Here is an 18365-nt window from a genome sequence, read left to right on the forward strand (position 1 = left end):
GGGGGAGGTGGCGCGGAACACGCGCGCGTACGCTCACGGACATGATGAGGACGCTCCGCCGGCTCCTGTCCGCGATCACGCCGAGGGGGCGGGGCTCCGGAGCGCGCGGACCCGGGCTGTCCGCGGGAGCGGCGGGGATGCTGCTCGCGGCCGCGCTGGCGGGGGCGCCCACGGCGGCGGCCGGGCCACTGCGGGCGGTCCACGTGGGTGAGCCGGTCGCCGCCGCTGCCGTCGGCGCCGCCGCCATCGGCGCCGCTGCCGTCGGCGGACCAGCACGCGGCGTCGACGACTTCCGCTTCTCGCGCTACGCCGTCGACTACGACCTCGGCCGCGACGCCGAGGGGCGCTCGACGCTGACGACGGTCGAGACGTTCGTCGCGGAGTTCCCCGAGGACCAGAACCGCGGGATGCAGCGGGCGATCCCGCTCGAGTACCAGGGCTACCCGACCGGCGTCGACCTGGTGTCGGTGACGGACGAGACGGGACGGGCTCGGCCCGTCGACACCGAGACCGAGGACGGGATCCTCCTCGTGACGAGCGCCGCGGACGGCTTCGTCAGCGGCAGCCAGACCTACGTCTTCACTTACACCCAGCACGACGTGACGCTGCCCGGCTCCGGCACGAGGAGCGGCGAGGACGAGTTCTACTGGGACGCGAACGGCACGCAGTGGCGGCAGCCCTTCGACCGCTACGACGTCCGGATCCGGCTCACCGGCGGCCTGGCCGAGGCGGCGACCGGCACCGCTGCGTGCTACCGCGGCGCGGCCGGCTCCACCGACGGCTGCTCGATCGGCCGCGACGGCGCCGTGGTGACCGCGAGCGGGACCGACCTGGAGGCGTACGAGAACGTGACTGTCGCGATCGGCTTCGCGCCGGGGACCTTCACGCCGCGCGACGACGGCTACTTCGCCTCGGGCTGGGCCTGGGTGCAGCTGGCGTCGATGCTCGTGCTGCTCGGCGTGCTCGTCGCGGCGATCCGTCGGCGTGCGACCGTGCTGCGCGATGCTCCAGGGCGCCCGACGGTGATCGCCGAGTACGAGCCGCCCGCGCAGGGGCTCTTCCTCTCCGCGGCGCTGCGCGGGCGGTCGTCGCGCGCACCGGCCGCGGCGCTGCTCGACGCGGCGGTCCGCGGGCTGGTCCGGGTCGAGGAGAAGGACTCGGGGAGGAAGCCGGGCTTCCTGCTCCGCGTGCTCGATCCGGCGACGGCCGCGCCGCGACGGGCCGGCCGACCACGGGTCGTCCCTCCCGTCGACCGGGAGTTCTTCGACATCGCGTTCGGAGCGTCGCCCACGCCGGGCGCCGTCCGTGATCTGAGCGGGAAGGACAAGGAGTTCGGGAAGGCGGTGTCGTCCTTCCAGACGGTGATGGCCGCGCGGGTCGTGGAGGAGGGACTGCGGCGCTCCGGGACGGTGCGCGGCTCCGTGCTGCTGATCGTGCTCGCGGTGGTCGCCGTCGTCGGCGTCGTGCTGTCCGGGGCGCTCCTGCTCGGGGCGGCGCTCGGCGGGGCTCTGCCGATCGTGCTGCTCCTCTCGGCGCTGGTCGTGGGGGCGCTGGTCTGCGTCCTGCTCGCGAAGGTGCCGCTGACCGCGGCCGGCGCGGAGCTGCGCGACCACCTGAAGGGTCTCGAGCTGTACCTGCGGCTGGCGGAGGCGGACCGGTTCGCGATGCTGCAGTCGCCCCGCGGTGCCGACCGGCGCAGCGTCGGTCCGGTCGAGGTCGTCGAGGTGACCGAGCGGCTGCTGCCGTGGGCGGTGCTCCTCGGGCTGGAGAAGGAGTGGTCGGCGGCGCTCGCGACCGCCTACGAGCAGACCGGCGAGAGCCCGGTCTGGTACTCGGGGTCGACGGGGTTCCACGCCGCGGCGTTCGCGGGGAGCATCTCCTCGTTCTCCTCGACCGCGTCGAGCTTCGTCGGCTCCTCGTCGAGCTCGTCGAGCGGCGGCGCGGGCGGTGGCGGCAGCTCCGGCGGTGGCGGGGGCGGCGGCGGAGGTGGCGGGGTCTAGCCCGTCCGGCTGCGAGCAGCCCGTCTCGACCTGCTCTCGGCGCGGCGGTCGGCGCGGAGCCGGCTCTTCGCGGCCGCGTAGTCGCGGGAGCTGCGGCTCGAGAGGGCGAGCAGCACGAGGATGTCGAAGGCGACGCTGCCGAGGTTGGTCTGCAGGCTGATCGCCGCGCCGCCCTGGAGCACCGCGGCGAAGGCGGTGATCGTGCTGAGCAGGCTGGAGGAGAGGGCGAGCAGGCGGGCCGTGCCGGAGCCGCGGAGCACGAGTGCGCCGAGGAGCAGCCAGAGGAGCGTCGCCGCCCCGAGGAGGGCTGCGGCGATCGGCCGGGTGGAGGCCTCGTCGAGCGTGGAGCCGCCCGCGGTGGCGGTGCCGCCGTCGAGCCAGGTCAGGTCGTCGAGCGAGGCGGCGCCGGCGAGCAGCAGCACGGCCTGGAGCGCGTACGCGAGGCCGCGGGCGACGAGCATCAGGGCGCCGACGTGGGTGGTGACGGGCCGGCGGAGGACCGTCGCGGACGAGGTGCCGAGTGCACCGGCGAGCTCGGTGGCGGCGACGGGGGCGATCGCGTCGCGCTCGGCGGCCCCGGACGGCAGGGGGATCGCGCGGAGGTCGACGACCGGCAGATCGCCGTCGGTGACGATGGAGTCGCCGCCGCCGTTGCGGGAGTGGTAGCCGGTGGAGAAGTCCTGGATGACGTCGACCGTCACCTCGGGGTGGTGCTCGCGGAGGCTCGCCACGATGTGGTCGCGCTCCTGGTCGGTGTCGGGGGAGATCTTGTGCGTGACCTGGAGGGTGAAGAGCGACAGTCCGACGCTGCGGTCGAAGGTGCCGGCGGCGACCCACTCGACGGGGAATCCGCCGGGCAGGAACCAGTTCTCGGGGCAGCGCCAGAAGCGCACGTGGTGGCGCTTGCCCGGGTTGCCGGCGACCTCCTGCTGGAACGCGACGTCCTGCTGCCGCCCGAACACGAAGAGCGGCGAGACGGGGGCGCGGTGGTAGCTGCGGCGGGTGAGCGTGGCGGTGATGATCCGCCGGCTGCTGCGCACCGTGACCTCGTCGGCGCGGGTCCAGCCGGAGGAGGTCATCGCGTGGACCAGCTGCGCGTCGCTGCCCTGGAAGGCGAGGTTGACCGGGTCGCCGAGCAGGCCGTCGCTGGTGCGCGCGCGGCCGATGAAGTAGTCGGGCACGTAGAGCCGGGTGAGGATCCGGTGCAGCCGCGGCAGCACGAGGTAGGCGACGAGGACCCAGACGGCGACGTAGAAGCCGATCTGGGCCCAGCCGGAGCGGACGCCGTCGGTGACGAGGACGACGGCGAGGAGGGTCGCGGCCACGCCGCCGAGGACGAAGAAGGCCTGGTCGAGCAGCGCGGGGATCGGGAAGCGGCGGCGGCGGCCCGCCGGTGCGGAGGCGGGGGTGGAGTCTCCGTCCGTGGCGGGACGGTCCTGGTCGGTGCCGGCCCGCTCGGTGTCGCTGCTCACGGCGTCAGCCTAGGGCGGCGGTCCGGCGCGGGGGCCGTCAGCCGACGGGGATGCGGGTGGGCACCGGCACGAGGGCGTGGGTGATCGCGCTCGAGAGGGTGAAGGCGCTGGAATCCAGGTGGGAGGGGTGGCCGAGCCGGGTGGCCTCGTTGGCGCGCTGCTTCGCGCCGGATGCCGGACGGATGTCGCCGGAGAGGCTGATCTCGCCGAAGGCCGCGATGCCGGGGCGCAGCGGCGTGTAGGCGTGGGCCGAGGCGATCGCGACGGCGATGGCGAGGTCGGCGGCCGGCTCCATCAGCTTCACGCCGCCGACGGTCGAGACGTAGACGTCGCAGCGGCGGAGCGGGATGCCCGCCTGGCGCTCGAGCACCGCGAGGATCATCGCGACGCGGGAGGCGTCCACGCCGTTGGTCACCCGGCGCGGGTGGTCGCCGTCGTTCGCGATGACGAGGGCCTGGATTTCGACGGGCAGGGCGCGGCGCCCCTCCATCGCGACGGTGACGCAGATGCCCGGGGTGGGGAAGCGGGTGCGGCTGAGGAAGAGGCCGCTGGGGTCGGGGATCTCGGCGATGCCCTCGGCGGTCATCTCGAAGCAGCCGACCTCGTCGGTCGGGCCGAAGCGGTTCTTGAGGGAGCGGACGAAGCGCAGCGCCGTCTGGCGGTCGCCCTCGAAGTGGCAGACGACGTCGACGAGGTGCTCGAGCAGGCGCGGGCCGGCGATCGAGCCGTCCTTGGTGACGTGGCCGACGAGCACGAGGGGCAGCGCGCGCTCCTTGCAGACGCGGATCAGCGTCGCGGCGACCTCGCGGACCTGGCTCGGACCGCCGGGCAGGCCGTCCACCGTGTCGCTCGCCACGGTCTGCACGGAGTCGACGATCAGGAGGTCCGGGCGGACCTCGTCGATCTGGCCGAGGACGGTGGCGAGGTCGGTCTCGGCGGCGAGGAAGAGGCTGTCGTGCATGGCGCCGGTGCGCTCGGCGCGCATCCGCACCTGGGCGGCGGACTCCTCCGCGCTGACGTAGAGGACGCGCTGGCCCTCGGCGGCGGCGCGGGAGGCGACCTCGAGCAGCAGCGTCGACTTGCCGACGCCGGGCTCGCCGGAGAGGAGGACGACGGCCCCGTTGACGATGCCGCCGCCGAGCACCCGGTCGAGCTCGCCGACGCCCGTGGGGCGGTGCGCCGCGGAGGTGGTCTCGATCTGCGTGATCGGCTTGGCGAGCCGCGCCGCCGTGGGGGCGACGGCGGCGACCGCGCGGACGAGGCCGGTGCGCTCGGTGCTCTCGATCACCGAGCCCCACTGCTGGCACTCGCCGCAGCGGCCGACCCACTTCGCGGTCGTCCAGCCGCACTCGGAGCAGCGGTAGGCGGCGGTGCGCGTCTTCGAGGAGGCCATGGGGTCCTTCCGGGCCGGGGGAGTGCGGGGCAGTGGTGGAGTGCGGGGCAGTGGTGGAGCGAGGGAGCACCGGCGACGCTACGGCCGGCCTCCGACATCGGAGCGCTCCTTCGAACGTGTCTTCGACACTAGCGGGCACCGCCGACATGCGAACGCGCCGCGCCCGGTCGGTGGACAGCCGGGCGGACGTCCCGGTGGGGAGGAGTCCCGGCGGCACCAGAGCGGCGCACGGGCGGTGTCGGTCGTCTGCGGGAGACTGGGCCCATGACCTCGACGGTGCACACGCTCAAGTCCGGCCGCGCGCTCGGAGTCGCCTGGTCCGGCCCGGAGGACGCCGAGCACGTCGTCGTGCTCGCGCACCCCGCACCCGGCGCCGCCGGTCTCGACCCCGAACCCGCGGCCACCGCCCGCCACGGCGTGCGGCTGCTCTCGTTCGACCGCCCCGGCTACGGTGCCTCGGAGCTGCTGACCGACGGCGATCCCGCCGGCGCCGGTGCCGGGGCGAGCCCGGAGCAGGCCGCCGCCGACATCGCCGAGTACCTGGCCACCGCGGGCATCGCCTCGGTCACCGCGGCCGGCTGGTCGGCGGGCGGCCGCGTCGCCCTCGCCCTCTCGGCCAACTACCCGGGCCTGGTCGGGCGCGTCGCCGTCCTCGGCACTCCCGCGCCCGACGACGCCGTGCCGTGGGTCGGCGAGCAGAACCGGGCGATGCTCGAGCAGCTGCGCGAGCTGCCGGTGGACGAGGCCGTCCGCTCCCTCGCCGCCGCGCTCGACACGGCGTTCGGTCCGTCACCCACCCCCGAGTCGCTGCTCGGCGTGCTCGGAGGGGACGCCGCTGACGAGGACGTGCTCGAGGCGCCGGGCGTCCGCGAGCGGCTCCTGGTGATGCTCGAGCGCGCCGCCGCCCAGGGCAATCTCGGCCAGGCCGCGGACATCGTCGGCTACACCCTCCAGGAGTGGGGCTTCGCGGTCGAGACGGTCGACGCCCCGGCGCTCCTCCTCTACGGCGGCGAGGACGCGACCGTCGGCCGCCAGCACGGCGAGTGGTACGCCGCCCGCCTGCCCGACTCGCGCCTCGAGATCGTGCCCGGCCGAGGCCATCTCCTCGCCGTCTCCGAGTGGGACCGGGTGCTCGCCTTCCTCCTGCCCGAGCCCGCCTGACGCCTCGTCGCCGGCCGCACGCCCGCGCTCGGCCGCGGTTCCCGCGCCGATTGGCGGGATTCCTGAGCCTCGCGTACACTCGTCCTCGGTACCGTGTCCGAGCGGCCGAAGGAGCATGTCTCGAAAACATGTGTGGGCTTGCGTCCACCGTGGGTTCAAATCCCACCGGTACCGCCAGTCAGAACCCCCGAGTCAGCGAGAGCCGACCGGGGGTTCTGTCGTTCCCGGACCGCGCGACACCGTCGGCGGAGGCGGATGGTGACAGCTGTCGAGCTCTCGAGGAGGGGGCTGGTCACGTGGAGCGACAGAGGAAACGCGTCTCTCGTACCCCCGGTGCCTGAGCTGCCTAGGCTCTCGGTCGATGACATGGCGAGAGCTCCTTCTCGCCCGGCGGAGGACGTAGGTTTGCCAGATGACACCGACAGCTCGAGCAGCGATGAGGGGCCTGACCCATGGAGCATTCGTGGGAATGACGGGCGACAGGCGGCGCCTGGGCGAGATGAAGAAGGCGCTTGGTCACCCGACGCCGACCGAGGTCTCATCGATCGAACGATCGACGCCGAAATCGAAGAAGAATCTGAACGCTCCGGCACGGTAGAGGCGATCGCTCGAAGCCGATCGTTTCGAGGTCCTCTCCCTCCGGTCGCGATGATCGAGGGATACGAGCGCGTCGTCCCGGGCAGTGCCGAGAAGATCGTCGATGCGCGTGTCGCCAATGAACATGCTCGCGCAGGAGCGCTGACTCGGCTCACCAGGGCGGAATCCGTCGGTGTGATCGTCGGAGCGATCGGGTCGCAGCTCCTCGCCATCGGAGGTCTCGCAGCCGGTGTCGTGCTCATCGTGCAGGGCTTCCCAGCGGAGTCATTGCTCAGCTTCGTTCCTGCGGTGATCAGCTCTGGTGCGCTCGTCGTCTCAGCGGTGAGGGGCGGCAAGGTCGATGAGACCGGTGACCTGAGCCGGCATGCACCGCGGCGGGCCCGATCGGTACCGCCAGTCAGAACCCCCGAGTCAGCGAGAGCCGACCGGGGGTTCTGTCGTTCCCGGGTGCGTCGCTCCTGGTGCTCGGGGACGACGATCCTCCCGTGGACGTGAGTGACCCCCGTCCGAGGCTCCTGACCATCGTGGCGCGCATCGTACTGGCGATGGTTGCGCTGCCATGCTACGTTCACCGAAGTGATGTTGACGTGGACATCCGCGCAGTGGAGACGCCGATCGAGCGCCGCTGCACGAGCACCACAGGTACAAGGAGGTACCCATGAAGATGGACAGGAGAGGGCTTCTCGCCCTCGCGGGCACGGCAGCGCTCACGGGCGCGGTCACGGCGGTGGCCGGGCCGGGCGCCGCACCCGCGCACGCCGCCACCGGCACGGCGGTCGTCGACCCGGCGCAGCGCGGACCGGTGTGGGAGGGCTTCGGCACGGCGCTCTGCTGGTTCGCGCACCGCATCGGCGGCACGCAGGCGGTGCGCGACACCTACGCCGATCTGCTCTTCGACCGCGACAAGGGTCTCGGGCTGAACATCGTCCGCTACAACATCGGCGGCGGCGAGAACCCGGCCTACCCCGGGCACATGGACCTGCGCGCCCGCATCCCCGGCTACCTCGCGTCCGCCTCGGCGGCCTACGACTGGTCGGCGGATCCGAATCAGCGCTGGTTCCTGCAGGCAGCGAAGTCGCGGATCCCGGCCAGCGAGTTCCTCGCCGAGTCGTTCGCGAACTCGCCACCCTGGTGGATGACGATCTCGGGCAGCGTCACCGGGGGGAGGAACGCCGCCGAGAACCTGCGCCCCGACAGCTTCGAGGCCTTCGCCCGCTACCTCGTGACGGTGAACGAGCGCTTCCGCACGACCTGGGGTGTCCCGTTCCGCACCCTGTCGCCGGTGAACGAGCCGAGCGCCGCCTACTGGACCTTCGGCAACCGCCAGGAGGGCAACCGGATGCTCCCGGCGAACCAGGCGATCATGCTCGAGGCGCTGGCGGACGAGCTCGCGCGGCAGGGGTCGCCGACGCGGATCGCGGCGTCGGACGAGACGAGCATCGACGTCGGCCGGGACACGGTGAACAGCTGGTCCGCGCAGACCCGCGCCCTCGTCGGGCAGTACAACGTGCACAGCTACGAGGGCTCCGACCGGACCGGCTTCAAGACCGCCGCGCGCGGCACGCGGATCTGGGACTCCGAGCACGGCAACGGCGACGCCAGCGGCACGACCCTCTCGCAGAACATCCTCTGGGACGTGAAGTGGCTCGGCGCGAGCGCGTTCGCCTACTGGCAGGCGGTCGACTCCGGGGGCTGGGGGATGCTCGACACCGACCTCAACAACGCCTCCGCGGACCTGTCGAGCTACACCCGGAACAAGAAGTTCTGGGCGATGGCGCAGTGGAGCCGCTACATCCGCCGCGGCTACCGGGTGATCGGCGTGAGCGACAACGACACCGTCGCCTTCCACGACGAGGCCGGCAGGCGCGTCGTCCTCGTCACGGTGAACACCACCTCGACGCCGGCGACGGTCACCTACGACCTCAGCCGCTTCGCTCCCGCCACCGCGACCGCCTCGGGGGTGCGCACCAGTGGCTCCCAGGACCTCGCGGCGCTGCCCTCGGCCGCGCTCGCCGGCAACCGATTCACGGCATCCGCTCCGGCGATGTCGACCACCACGTGGGTCGTCCCCTCGATGACCCTCAACTAGAAGGAGAGTTTCAATGACGAAACGACGAGGACGGATCAGGCTGGCGCTCATGGCGCTCGCCACGGCGGCGCTGGTCGCGGTCACGGGCCTGGCGCCCGCGACTGCGGCGCCGCAGACCGTCACGAACGGCACGCAGTTCCTCACCACCCAGGGCCAGCCGATCCACGGGCACGGCGCCGGGCTGCTCAAGGTGGGGCAGTACTACTACTGGGTCGGTCAGAGCACCGACGCGGACAACCGGTTCATCTCGGTCCCGCTCTACCGCTCCACCGACTTCAAGAACTGGGAGTTCCGCGGCGACATCCTCACCAAGAACTCGGCGCCGGAGCTGAACGTCTCCACGATCGAGCGGCCGAAGCTGGTCTACAACGCCGCGACGCAGAAGTACGTGCTCTGGATGCACTGGGAGAACGGGCAGAACTACTGGGAGGGCCGGGTCGCGGTCGCGACCTCGAGCACGATCGACGGCTCCTACGCCTACCAGGGCAGCTTCCGGCCGCAGGGCTACGAGTCGCGCGACATGACGGTGTACCAGGACGACGACGGCTCGGCGTACCTCTTCTCGTCGACGGCCATCCCCACGACGAACGCGTCGACGGCGATCTTCAAGCTCAACGCGTCGTACACGAACGTCGAGTCGTTCCAGGGCCTGCACTGGGAGAACCAGTCGCGTGAGGCGCCGACGATCTTCAAGCGCAACGGCGTCTACTTCGCGCTCTCGTCCGGGACCACCGGCTGGAGCCCGAACCAGAACAAATACTCCACGGCCACGAAGATCACCGGGCCGTGGTCGACGCCGACCGACTTCGGCGGGCCGACCGGCAACCGCTCGCAGCCGACCTACGTCGCGACCATCAGCGGCAGCGCCGGCACGTCCTACCTCTACATGGGCGACCGCTGGGCGGGCGCCAACAACGGCGCGGTCAACGACTCCAGCTACGTCTGGCAGCCGCTGCAGTTCCCGTCGAACACCTCGGTCGCCATGCCCGAGGTGGACGGGGTCGTCATCGACACCGCGGCGGGAACGGTGAACGCCGCCCCGGCGCTGCCCCGGTCGACGATCAAGTCGGCCTCGAGCGGACTCTGCGTGAACGTCGCGGACGACTCGACCGCGACCGGCTCGAAGGTGGTCCAGTGGACCTGCGGCAACGGGTCGAACGCCGTGTTCGCCCGGGCGTCGGCCGGTGGCTACGTGCAGTTCCAGACGCAGCACAGCGGGCTCTGCCTCGCGCAGTCGGGGAGCTCGGGTTCCGGTGGCGCGCTGGTGCAGGCGCCCTGCACGTCCGGACAGACGTCGCAGTGGCAGGTGAGCGGTCAGACGATCGTCAACCGCGCGAGCGGCGCCTGCCTCGACGTGCCCGACGAGAGCACGACCGCGGGTCGTCAGCTCGGGACCTGGTCCTGCAACGGAGGCAACCACCAGAAGTGGAGCTTCGTCGCCTAGCTGAGGCGTGAGGGTCGCGCGGTGGGGGGAACCGCCGCGCGACCCCGCGCCTCGTGCGGGGGCGGGCGGGCCCATCGGGTCCGGCGCCCGCCGACCCCCGCCGGTGGAACCCTCGGTCAGCGCGAGCCGACCGGGGGTTCCGTCGTGCTCGGGTGAGGGGCGATCGGGCTCCTCACCCGCATCCGGATCGGACGGAGGCGCGAGCGGTCATTCCTCCGCAGCGTTCTCGACCACGCGGCCCGCGTCCCCGGCCGGACGCCAGACATAGCTCTTGCTCCGCCGGGAGCGCACGAACAGGCCCGCTTCCTCGAGGCCGAGGAGGTCGACTCGAGCGGTCTCTCCGGAGACGCGGTGAGTGGTGGCATGGCCGTGCACGGTGAACTCCGACTGCGGATCGCGGAGTGCCGACTCCAGTGCGGCGAGCTGCCGAGGATTGAGGTCGTTCGATCGGCGATCGAGCAGGGCTCTCATGTCCCGCAGTTCAGCGCTCTTGCGCTGGAGGTGTCTCTGCAGGTCGTCGAGCGCCCGCGTGTAGACGTCGACGTGGTGAGTGAGGAAGTACGTGAGATCACCGTCGTCGTCCTCGGTGAGCAGGTACGCGCCCGCATACCTGGCCGGAGCGTTCTTGAGGATCCGAGAGACGGTGAGGTACTCCGTCACCCAGTACCCCTGCCGGAGCATGCTCCAGTAGAAGAGGATCCGCGCGGTCCGGCCGTTGCCGTCGGCGAAGTAGTGGTCGTAGCCGACCATGAAGTGCAGGACGATCGAGCGGAGCGGAGCGGGGAGATAGGCGGTGTCGCCGTCCTCGCCGTTCGCGAAACGGCAGAGTGCCTCGAGCCGATCGGCGAGCTCGGCGGCCGGCGGCGGCACGTGCAGGATCTGGTCGTCGTCTCCGAAGATGCGGACGCGCTCGTCGCTCTCCTGCTGGAGGCGTCCGGCGTCCTCGGGATCGTCCAGCGTGCCATCGGTCACGATGCGGTGCAGCTCGAGGACGAGCTCCGGGGTGAGCCGCTCCTCGGCCACCTCTCGGATGCGCTCCATCGCGCGGTAGTTGTTCAGGATCATGCGCTCGCTCCTCGTCACGGGGCGGCGACCGGAGACGAGCATCTCCTTGGCCACGCGGCGCGAGGTGGAGGCGCCCTCCAGCTGACTGGAGGTGATCGCCTCTTCGATGAGCGAGCTGACGACGTAGCGGTCTCGGTCCCCCTGAGAGACGGCGAGCTCGGGCATCGAGATCGTGCCGCTCGCGCGGGCCGCGATCTCCTCGCACCTCCGGAGGAGGTGATCGGTGAGCGTGTACGAGAAGGCCTTGCCTTCCTTCGACAAGAGGGCGACCGTGCGCAGCCCGGACTGACGACGGAGCTTGAGGGCCGCCCAGAGTTCCTGGACGGTGAGGCCGGCGGGAGGAGTCCGGTAGCGGATCTTGTCCCAGGGCAGGTAGGCGCTGTCGTCGAGATCGGCGCCGACCATCGCCGAGACGATCCGATCTCGGCCTTCGCCGTGCAGGACCGCTGCCCAGTCGGGGGGCGGCATGGGGACCTTCACCGTCGCACCCGCCTCTCGTTGCTCCAGATTCTGTCACGATCTGGAGCAGATCTGGAGGTGGGTGACGTGCTCTGCATGCGCGTCGTCGGTCAGCGGGTGGCGGCGGTTCCGCTGTGCGTGCGCGAGGCGACCGCATGGGCCAGCAGGGTGGCGGCCACGCCGACCGCGACGCCGATGGCGGTCTCGAGGGCGCGGTCGCGCAGGAGGACGAACTCGTCGGTGTGGTGGGCGAGCTCGACCATCAGGATCGCGAGCGGGGTGATCAGGGCGAGGGTCAGGCCGTAGTTGCGGCCGACGACGAGCTCGGCGAGCATCTGCAGCAGCACGACGACGCCGATCGTGGCCAGCGGGGACAGCGGCAGGGCGAGCAGCGCGGCGGCGATCGCGACGCCGATGACGGTGCCGAGCATCCGGTGGCCGGCGCGGACGAGGCGGGCGGTCGCGTCGGCACCCGAGACCGCCGCGACGGCGGAGACCATCGCCCAGTAGGGGTGGCCGAGACCGGTCGCGGTGGGGATCGCGCCGGCGATCAGCACGACGGCGCCGAAGCGGAGCATCCCGGCGCGGGTCGTGGAGCGGACGGCGGCGGCGCGGAAGGAGGGGCGCCAGGGCGTCGCGGGCAGCAGCCGGGCTCGCGGGGCGGCGATCCCGCTCACTCCGATGAGCAGCGAGAAGGCGGCGGAGGCGGCGGCGAGGGCGAACGCCTCCGGGATCCGCGTCGCCTCGACCGGCACCGAGGCGCAGGCGGTGACGGCGAACACCGGGAAGAGCGGGCCGGGCGGGTGCCAGTGCAGAGCGTCGCTGAGGTAGGCGGCGCCGACGGCGGCGAGGGTGACCACCGGGATGATCAGCCAGTCGCGCTGCGGCGACAGGGCGACGGCGGTGCCGATCGTCACCATCGCCACGAGGTAGGCGGCCGCCGAGGCCTGCATCAGCAGGCGCGGGCGGTGGGTGTGCCGGCGTCCGTAGAGCGCGGTGAAGGCGCCGAAGGTGGCGTAGAGGGCGAGGTCGGTGCGGCCGAAGACCCAGAGGAGGAGGAGCGGCACCGCCATCGAGATCCCGGCGCGCAGGGCGACGCGGTGGGCGCCGTCGTGCGGGCCGAAGGTGACCAGCTCGCGGGGGTGCGGCAGCGCGCTGCGGAGGGAGGGGGTGGCGGGCATCGGAGTCCTCGGGTCGGCGGGTGGATCCGAGCGGCACTGGCCGGAGAGGTCGTTCACGGGTGAACCAGATATACTTTACTCGTGAATCATCTTCTGTCGAGCGACTCGTCGCGTCCGGACCCCGGCGCGGCTCCGGACGCCGTCGATGAGATCCGTGCGGGCTGGCGCCGGCTGCGGCCCGAGCTGGACACCTCGGCGGTGGACGTCGCGGGTCGCATGATCCGCGCCTCCGCCCTGTTGGTGCGCGCGACCGAGGAGCGGCTCGCCGCCTTCGAGCTGACCCGCGGCGAGTTCGACGTGCTGACGACGCTGCGCCGGCTCGCCGCACCGCAGTCGCCGACGACGCTGCGGACGATCGGCCTCGCCTCCGCCCCGGCCGTGACGAAGCGGCTGCACGCGCTCGAGCGCCGCGGGCTGGTGCTGCGGACCGCGAACCCGGCGGACGGGCGCGGCGCGCTGATCGCGCTGACCGCCGAGGGGACCGCGCTGGTCGACGCCGCCTTCCCCGAGGTGCTCGACGTGGAGCGGGAACTGCTCGCCGCGGTGCCCGACGCGCTCCGCGACGACGCCGCCCGGGGGCTGCGGGCGGTGCTCGCCAGCATCGAGGCGGCGCCGAAGCAGTGACCGCGCCCGCACGCCGCGGCTACCGTGGAGCCATGCGCCTCACGTCCAGCTTCACCGTGGACACGCGGCCGCCGGTGCTGCAGCTGGTCAAGACGGCGGCGGCGACCGTCGTCACCTGGATCATCGCCGCGCTGATCTTCCCCGGGACGCTGCCCGTCTTCGGCGCCATCGCGGCGCTGCTGGTGGTCGCGCCCAGCGTGAACCAGTCGTTCTCCAAGGCGCTCGAGCGCAGCGTCGGCGTGATCATCGGCGTCGTCGTCGGGTCGCTGATCGGGACGCTCTTCGGCGACGACAGTGCGATCGTCCTCGGCGCGATCGTCGCCGCGATCGCCGTGGGCTGGGCGGTCCGGCTGACACCCGCCTCCGCGGTGCAGATCCCGATCAGCGCGATGCTCGTGCTCTCGGTCGGCTCGGTGACGCCGAACTACGCCGTGGACCGGATCCTCGAGACGCTGATCGGCGCGGCCGTCGGGATCGTCGTCAACGCGCTGATCGTCCCGCCGATCACCCTCGCACCGGCGGAGCGGGCCGTCGGCGACCTCACCGCGCAGCTCGCCGCGGCGCTCGACGACCTGGCCGACGTGCTCGAGACGAGGGTCGGCCGGGAGCGCCTCAGCGAGCTGCTGATCAACGCGCGGCTGCTGCAGACCATGCAGACCAAGGCGGAGGAGGCGATCGCGACCGGTGAGGAGTCGCTGCGGCTCAACCCGCGCCGCTCCGCGCACCGCGACCGGCTGCTGGCGCTGGACTCCGTCACTCCGCGGCTCGCCCGCATCGTGACGCGCGTGCGCGGGATGACCCGCACGGTGCACGACCTCTACGACCAGGACCTGGTGGGCGAGCCGACGATCGGGGACATCGCGGTGCAGCTGCACCGGGCGGCGCACGACCTGCGGCTGCTCGTGCAGTCCTCGGTCGCGGTGCCGGAACCCGAGCCGATCACCGATGAGCTGCCGGCGCTGACCGCCCCGCTGGTGATCGTGACCCCGCACCCGGAGCACTGGATCCTGCTGGGGGCGCTCGCCGAGGACCTGCGGCGCATCCGCGAGGAGATCGTGGGCGAGGAGTCCTGAGCGGGCTCCGCGCTCAGCGTGCGGCGGGCGTGTCGAAGAGGCCGGGCCCGGAGTCGCCGTCTCCGGCATCGGTGTCGGACTCCTGCAGGGCGGCCGGGTCGGTCGCCTCCGCGTGCTGGGTCTTGCCCTCGGCGATCAGCGAGTCGTCGTCGACGAGGATGCCGGCGAGCTCGGTCACCCGGCCGCGGATCGCGCCCAGCGGGTCCTCGATCGGGGCGTCCTCCTGCGAGCGGTCGATCTCGTCGTCCGGGAAGCGGCGCAGCGAGGCCTCGTCGCGGTCGGGCTGCGGCGCGCGGGCGTGCTCGACGCAGAGCCGGGCGACCTCCTCCGCGTGGGCGTGCATCACGGAGTGCGAGGCGTCCGGGATCTCCCAGGCGCGCGCGTGCGGGATCGACTCGGCGACCTCCTCGGCCCACTCCCGCGGGACGAGGCGGTCGAACTCGCCGCGGATGACCAGCGTGGAGGCGCGGATCCGGGGCAGGACGTCCTCGATCCGGTACTGCATCATCTCGGGCAGCACCCGCGAGAACCAGCGCGGGCCGCAGAGCAGGTACGCGGCGGCGGCGAGGACGGCGACCTGGACCGGCTCGCGGACGCTCGACTGGAGGAAGCGCCAGGCGGCGACGGGGATGCGGCGCTCGTGCGGGTTCATCACCGGGCCGAGCAGGACGATCGTGGTGAGCTCGGGCCGGCGCGCGGCGAGCTCGGCGACGACCTGCGTGCCCATCGAGTGGCCGAGGACGACCGGGTCGTCGAGGCCGAGGTCGTCGATGACCGCGCCGACGAGCTCGGCGTAGTCGCCGATGGTCATGTGCCGGGCGTTCGGCGGGTGCGGGACGCCGCCGAAGCCGGGCAGGTCGAGGGCGTGCACGGGGCCGAACTCGTTGAGCGCCGGGGCGAGCCGCTCGAAGTAGGTGGCGGCGACGCCGATGCCCGGGACGAGGACGAAGGTGCGCTCGCCGGTGTGGCCGACGGTGTTGACGCGGGCGTAGACGTCGCGGCGGTGGACGCGGAGGACGGAGACGTCGGTGTTCTTGTAGCGGCGGCGCGGGTCGCGCCGGCGGGAGCGCGTGGTGGAGAAGACGTCGCGCAGGCCGTGGCGGACGCTCGAGGCGAGGGCGCGCAGGGGGCGGCCGGGGTAGGGCACGGGCGCCTCCTCGGGTGTCGCGGCGCAGCGGCCTGGCGGGAACGGGTCGGGGGAGAGCCTAGGCGCTGGCCGATCCGCTCAGATCAGCATGTCCTCGGAGCGGTGGAGGATCAGCCGGGCGGGCCCGATGTGGAGGACGCCGTTGGTGAGCGGAGCGCAGCGGACGCCGCCGCGGCGCCGCATCGCCTTGAAGGCGCCGGGCGCGAGCGAGACGTCCATCCAGGCGCAGGGGTTGGCCGGGCGGCCGCCCTGGAACTCGATCCGCTCGCCGCCCTGCTCCACCGCGAAGGTGCGGCCGGCGAGCGCGTCGATGTCGGCGCCGCGCACGATGATGTTGCGGCGGGTGTCGGCGGGGTCGAACGCGGCACGGCCGAGCTCCGCCGCGACGTGCTCGAGCGACTCGATCGCGAAGAGGGTGACCGCGGCGGTGCGATGCGCGCGCTGGGCGAAGTAGCGGTCGCCGACGATGCCGAGTCCCGCGCGGATCTCGATCCGCTCGGGCTGCTCGTTGCCCTCGGAGGGGATCGGGCCGTCCGCCGGCCGCCCCTCGAACCGGTGCAGCGGCGAGACGACGAAGCGCACGAGCTCGATCGCGGCGGCCTCCATGCCTGCCACGGTACGCGGGCCCGGGCGGGCGCCCGCTCGATTCGCGGAGGGGCTCCCCGATGTGTATAGTCGTACCTCGTTGCGTGCGCCCCCCAAGGCCACGCGATGGACTGCGCCCGTAGCTCAACGGATAGAGCATCTGACTACGGATCAGAAGGTTGGGGGTTCGAATCCCTCCGGGCGCACTCTGGTTGAGACAGAACAGGACGGCCCGCTTCGGCGGGCCGTTCTTGTTCTGGCTTGTGAATGATTATTTTTCATCCCTGATTTTCATGGTGAATCTCAGTCGGAGACGGCGTCTTGCGCTCTTGGATGGACGGCTGACAGCTAACGCGACAGCAACGTCTTCGAACCGCGGCGGTATCGTCTGACCATGTTGAGTCGCCGAGCTAGGTCGCAGTAAATGTTCTAATCAGCGGGGACGATGCTCAGAACCAGTCCTTGGAACGACCGTTTCGTGTTGACGGCACCCCCGACGAGCTGTTTGCTCAGGCGCTCGAACGTTCGTTTCTGCGTGCGTTCGACCAATCGTTGGCTGAAGCTCGCAATCACAAGGGGACTTCCCTGGTCTTCTCCTGGAGGAACACGCCTGCGTCGAATGATGAAGAGGTCGATCCAGTGCTTCACATATTCCTTGACGCCGGAGTCCGATGAACCATCGGATATGAGTCTTGGTGTTCATTCTGCTTCTCCTGCCTGGCGGCTGCGACGCGGCCGGCGTGGTCGCGATGTCGCGGATTCTGGATCGACGGTCGAGGGAACCGGCGCGAGAACGACCTCGTGCCGCGGAGCCGGGTATCGCGACGCGGTGTACCGAATGGCTTCGTCGGAGGCACAGCCGGCACGGACCCGGATGGGATCTTCGCCGTTGTCCGGCGCGACGGAGGAACCATGACCGGCTGAGAGCCGATCCGCGAACTGAATTGTCACGTTCGCTCCGCCCGGTGTTGCATCAACGGTGACGGCCACGGATCCAAGCGACTCCGCAATGGCCGACGCTGCTCGCGCGAGCCGGTCTCGCTCCAGGCCCGTAGGATCAGGACACTGAGCACCTGAGATTGAGCAGTCCACGGTGCCGACCGGATCGTAGGAACTTTCGGTGCAGACTGCGCGACTCGGACGGCGATCCCAAGCCAGAGCATCAGCTCGGACCAGACGGCAAGGATGTACGCGAACTGACGTCGCCGCCAGACATGGAACTGGTGGCGGGCGAGGTTTGGCCGTCCCGGTACCGCCAGACGAGGGTGATGAGGATGAGAATGAGTAGTGTCGCGCCCATAACGAGTTGGGCGGGTCGCCACTGTCCCAGGAAGACGATCGTCGCGACGAGAAGAACCAAAGGCATCTTGTTTCGGCTGAAGACCACTCGCAGCGCAGCACCGTAGTTCCGGAGTTCTGCGATGATCATGAGTCGCCGGCCTTCCGAGAAGCGGCGGGGCAGATAGCGCTTGCGCGCAACGAGTACGCGACGCGGGGTCGGCCGTTCCCCTCCTTGACGTAGGGCACGACCACGAGATCATCGAAGATCACCGGGCGGAAGGGTAGCCCGGGCAGTCCCGCGGGCAGAGCGGGCGGTGCAGCTGCCACGACCTTGACTGTGACCTCGCCCTGGCCCTTGGAAGCCTCAGGATCGGTGTCAAATACCCGGACCGTCCACAGCGGCTTTCCTGTGTCCCTGTCGTGCTGCAGGCCGGCAGGCTTCCCATCGACGAATTCGATGAGCGGCTCCGCGTCGCCGACAGCGTAAGCCGGCCCGCCGAAGTAGCTCTCGCGGTTCTCCGGCAGTCCTGATTTTGTCACCGGCCAGTGTTCCTCCTGGGTCGGATGCGCAGATGCGCACAACCTGTGTTTCAGGATGATGTTACTCATAACCCCTTGATTGAATCCTGTTGGATTCGTTCATCGAGCGAACTGTAGTTCAGGTCGGAGAGAATTGAGTGTCAGCGCTCCGGACAGTAACTCCGCCTTGAGCAGGGGGATTCGATCGTCATCTTCAGGGCTGGCACCCGTTGATGGGGTCGCTTCAGCGGAGTCGACGGCGAGGCTCAGTACGC

The 18365-nt window shown here is 71.4% G+C and carries 15 protein-coding genes and 2 tRNA genes; 8 read left to right on the forward strand and 9 right to left on the reverse strand.

The features are described 5' to 3' along the window. Positions 1 to 41: 41 nt before the first annotated feature. Entirely contained in the window at positions 42 to 2000 is a 1959-nt protein-coding gene (locus tag MT351_RS02705) for a DUF2207 domain-containing protein (protein ID WP_243581158.1), read from the forward strand. On the opposite strand, the gene MT351_RS02710 is transcribed toward MT351_RS02705, so the two are convergent. After that, entirely contained in the window at positions 1997 to 3472 is a 1476-nt protein-coding gene (locus MT351_RS02710) for an LssY C-terminal domain-containing protein (protein WP_243581159.1), read from the reverse strand. The genes MT351_RS02705 and MT351_RS02710 overlap by 4 nt on opposite strands. A gap of 37 nt (positions 3473 to 3509) precedes the next feature. Then, a complete protein-coding gene (gene radA, locus MT351_RS02715; protein ID WP_123736624.1) occupies positions 3510 to 4865 on the reverse strand; it encodes a DNA repair protein RadA in 1356 nt (451 codons plus the stop codon). A gap of 264 nt (positions 4866 to 5129) precedes the next feature. Here radA and MT351_RS02720 point away from each other — a divergent pair, with 264 nt between their 5' ends. Together MT351_RS02720 and MT351_RS02725 are read left to right on the forward strand one after the other, a co-directional pair. After that, positions 5130 to 6026 (forward strand): alpha/beta fold hydrolase, encoded by an 897-nt coding sequence (locus tag MT351_RS02720; protein WP_243581160.1) that lies wholly within the window; start codon positions 5130 to 5132, stop codon positions 6024 to 6026. 87 nt (positions 6027 to 6113) lie between these two features. Continuing rightward, positions 6114 to 6203: transfer RNA gene (locus MT351_RS02725), tRNA-Ser, on the forward strand. A gap of 339 nt (positions 6204 to 6542) precedes the next feature. Here the strand turns inward: MT351_RS02725 and MT351_RS02730 are convergent. Continuing rightward, positions 6543 to 6749 carry a hypothetical protein gene (locus MT351_RS02730; protein WP_243581161.1) on the reverse strand — a complete coding sequence of 69 codons (207 nt, stop codon included), beginning with the start codon at positions 6747 to 6749 and terminating at the stop codon, positions 6543 to 6545. Positions 6750 to 7281: 532 nt separating this feature from the next. Between MT351_RS02730 and MT351_RS02735 the strand changes: the two genes are divergently transcribed. Together MT351_RS02735 and MT351_RS02740 are read left to right on the forward strand one after the other, a co-directional pair. Continuing rightward, positions 7282 to 8712 carry a glycoside hydrolase gene (locus MT351_RS02735; protein WP_243581162.1) on the forward strand — a complete coding sequence of 477 codons (1431 nt, stop codon included), beginning with the start codon at positions 7282 to 7284 and terminating at the stop codon, positions 8710 to 8712. A 13-nt stretch (positions 8713 to 8725) separates the two neighbouring features. Next, positions 8726 to 10156, forward strand: coding sequence for an RICIN domain-containing protein (locus tag MT351_RS02740; RefSeq protein ID WP_243581163.1), 1431 nt, complete (start codon positions 8726 to 8728; stop codon positions 10154 to 10156). A 207-nt stretch (positions 10157 to 10363) separates the two neighbouring features. Here MT351_RS02740 and MT351_RS02745 read toward each other — a convergent pair whose 3' ends face one another. Together MT351_RS02745 and MT351_RS02750 are read right to left on the reverse strand one after the other, a co-directional pair. Next, on the reverse strand, positions 10364 to 11689 hold the full coding sequence (locus MT351_RS02745) for a Fic family protein (protein WP_243581164.1): 1326 nt from the start codon (positions 11687 to 11689) through the stop codon (positions 10364 to 10366). Between the two features lie 101 nt (positions 11690 to 11790). Continuing rightward, complete coding sequence (locus MT351_RS02750) at positions 11791 to 12861, reverse strand: FUSC family protein (protein WP_243581165.1); 1071 nt, start codon at positions 12859 to 12861, stop codon at positions 11791 to 11793. A gap of 81 nt (positions 12862 to 12942) precedes the next feature. On the opposite strand from MT351_RS02750, the gene MT351_RS02755 reads away from it, so the two are divergent. Together MT351_RS02755 and MT351_RS02760 are read left to right on the forward strand one after the other, a co-directional pair. Further along, complete coding sequence (locus tag MT351_RS02755; RefSeq protein ID WP_243581166.1) at positions 12943 to 13485, forward strand: MarR family winged helix-turn-helix transcriptional regulator; 543 nt, start codon at positions 12943 to 12945, stop codon at positions 13483 to 13485. Between the two features lie 32 nt (positions 13486 to 13517). Next, complete coding sequence (locus MT351_RS02760; RefSeq protein ID WP_243581167.1) at positions 13518 to 14558, forward strand: aromatic acid exporter family protein; 1041 nt, start codon at positions 13518 to 13520, stop codon at positions 14556 to 14558. Positions 14559 to 14571: 13 nt separating this feature from the next. On the opposite strand, the gene MT351_RS02765 is transcribed toward MT351_RS02760, so the two are convergent. Both MT351_RS02765 and MT351_RS02770 read right to left on the reverse strand, forming a co-directional pair. Beyond that, a complete protein-coding gene (locus tag MT351_RS02765; protein ID WP_243581168.1) occupies positions 14572 to 15705 on the reverse strand; it encodes an alpha/beta fold hydrolase in 1134 nt (377 codons plus the stop codon). Positions 15706 to 15783: 78 nt separating this feature from the next. Beyond that, positions 15784 to 16311, reverse strand: a complete 528-nt coding sequence (locus MT351_RS02770) for an MOSC domain-containing protein (protein ID WP_123736632.1) — start codon at positions 16309 to 16311, stop codon at positions 15784 to 15786. A 112-nt stretch (positions 16312 to 16423) separates the two neighbouring features. On the opposite strand from MT351_RS02770, the gene MT351_RS02775 reads away from it, so the two are divergent. Beyond that, positions 16424 to 16496 (forward strand) — tRNA-Arg (locus MT351_RS02775). 956 nt (positions 16497 to 17452) lie between these two features. Here the strand turns inward: MT351_RS02775 and MT351_RS02780 are convergent. Together MT351_RS02780 and MT351_RS02785 are read right to left on the reverse strand one after the other, a co-directional pair. After that, a complete protein-coding gene (locus MT351_RS02780) occupies positions 17453 to 17719 on the reverse strand; it encodes a hypothetical protein (RefSeq protein WP_243581169.1) in 267 nt (88 codons plus the stop codon). Next, positions 17716 to 18180: a hypothetical protein gene (locus MT351_RS02785; protein ID WP_243581170.1), complete on the reverse strand. Its 465-nt coding sequence runs from the start codon at positions 18178 to 18180 to the stop codon at positions 17716 to 17718. Before MT351_RS02785 ends, MT351_RS02780 begins: the two co-directional genes overlap by 4 nt. Positions 18181 to 18365 lie beyond the last annotated feature (185 nt).

Source organism: Rathayibacter sp. VKM Ac-2926 (assembly GCF_022815565.1).
In the GTDB taxonomy this organism is placed as follows: domain Bacteria; phylum Actinomycetota; class Actinomycetes; order Actinomycetales; family Microbacteriaceae; genus Rathayibacter; species Rathayibacter festucae.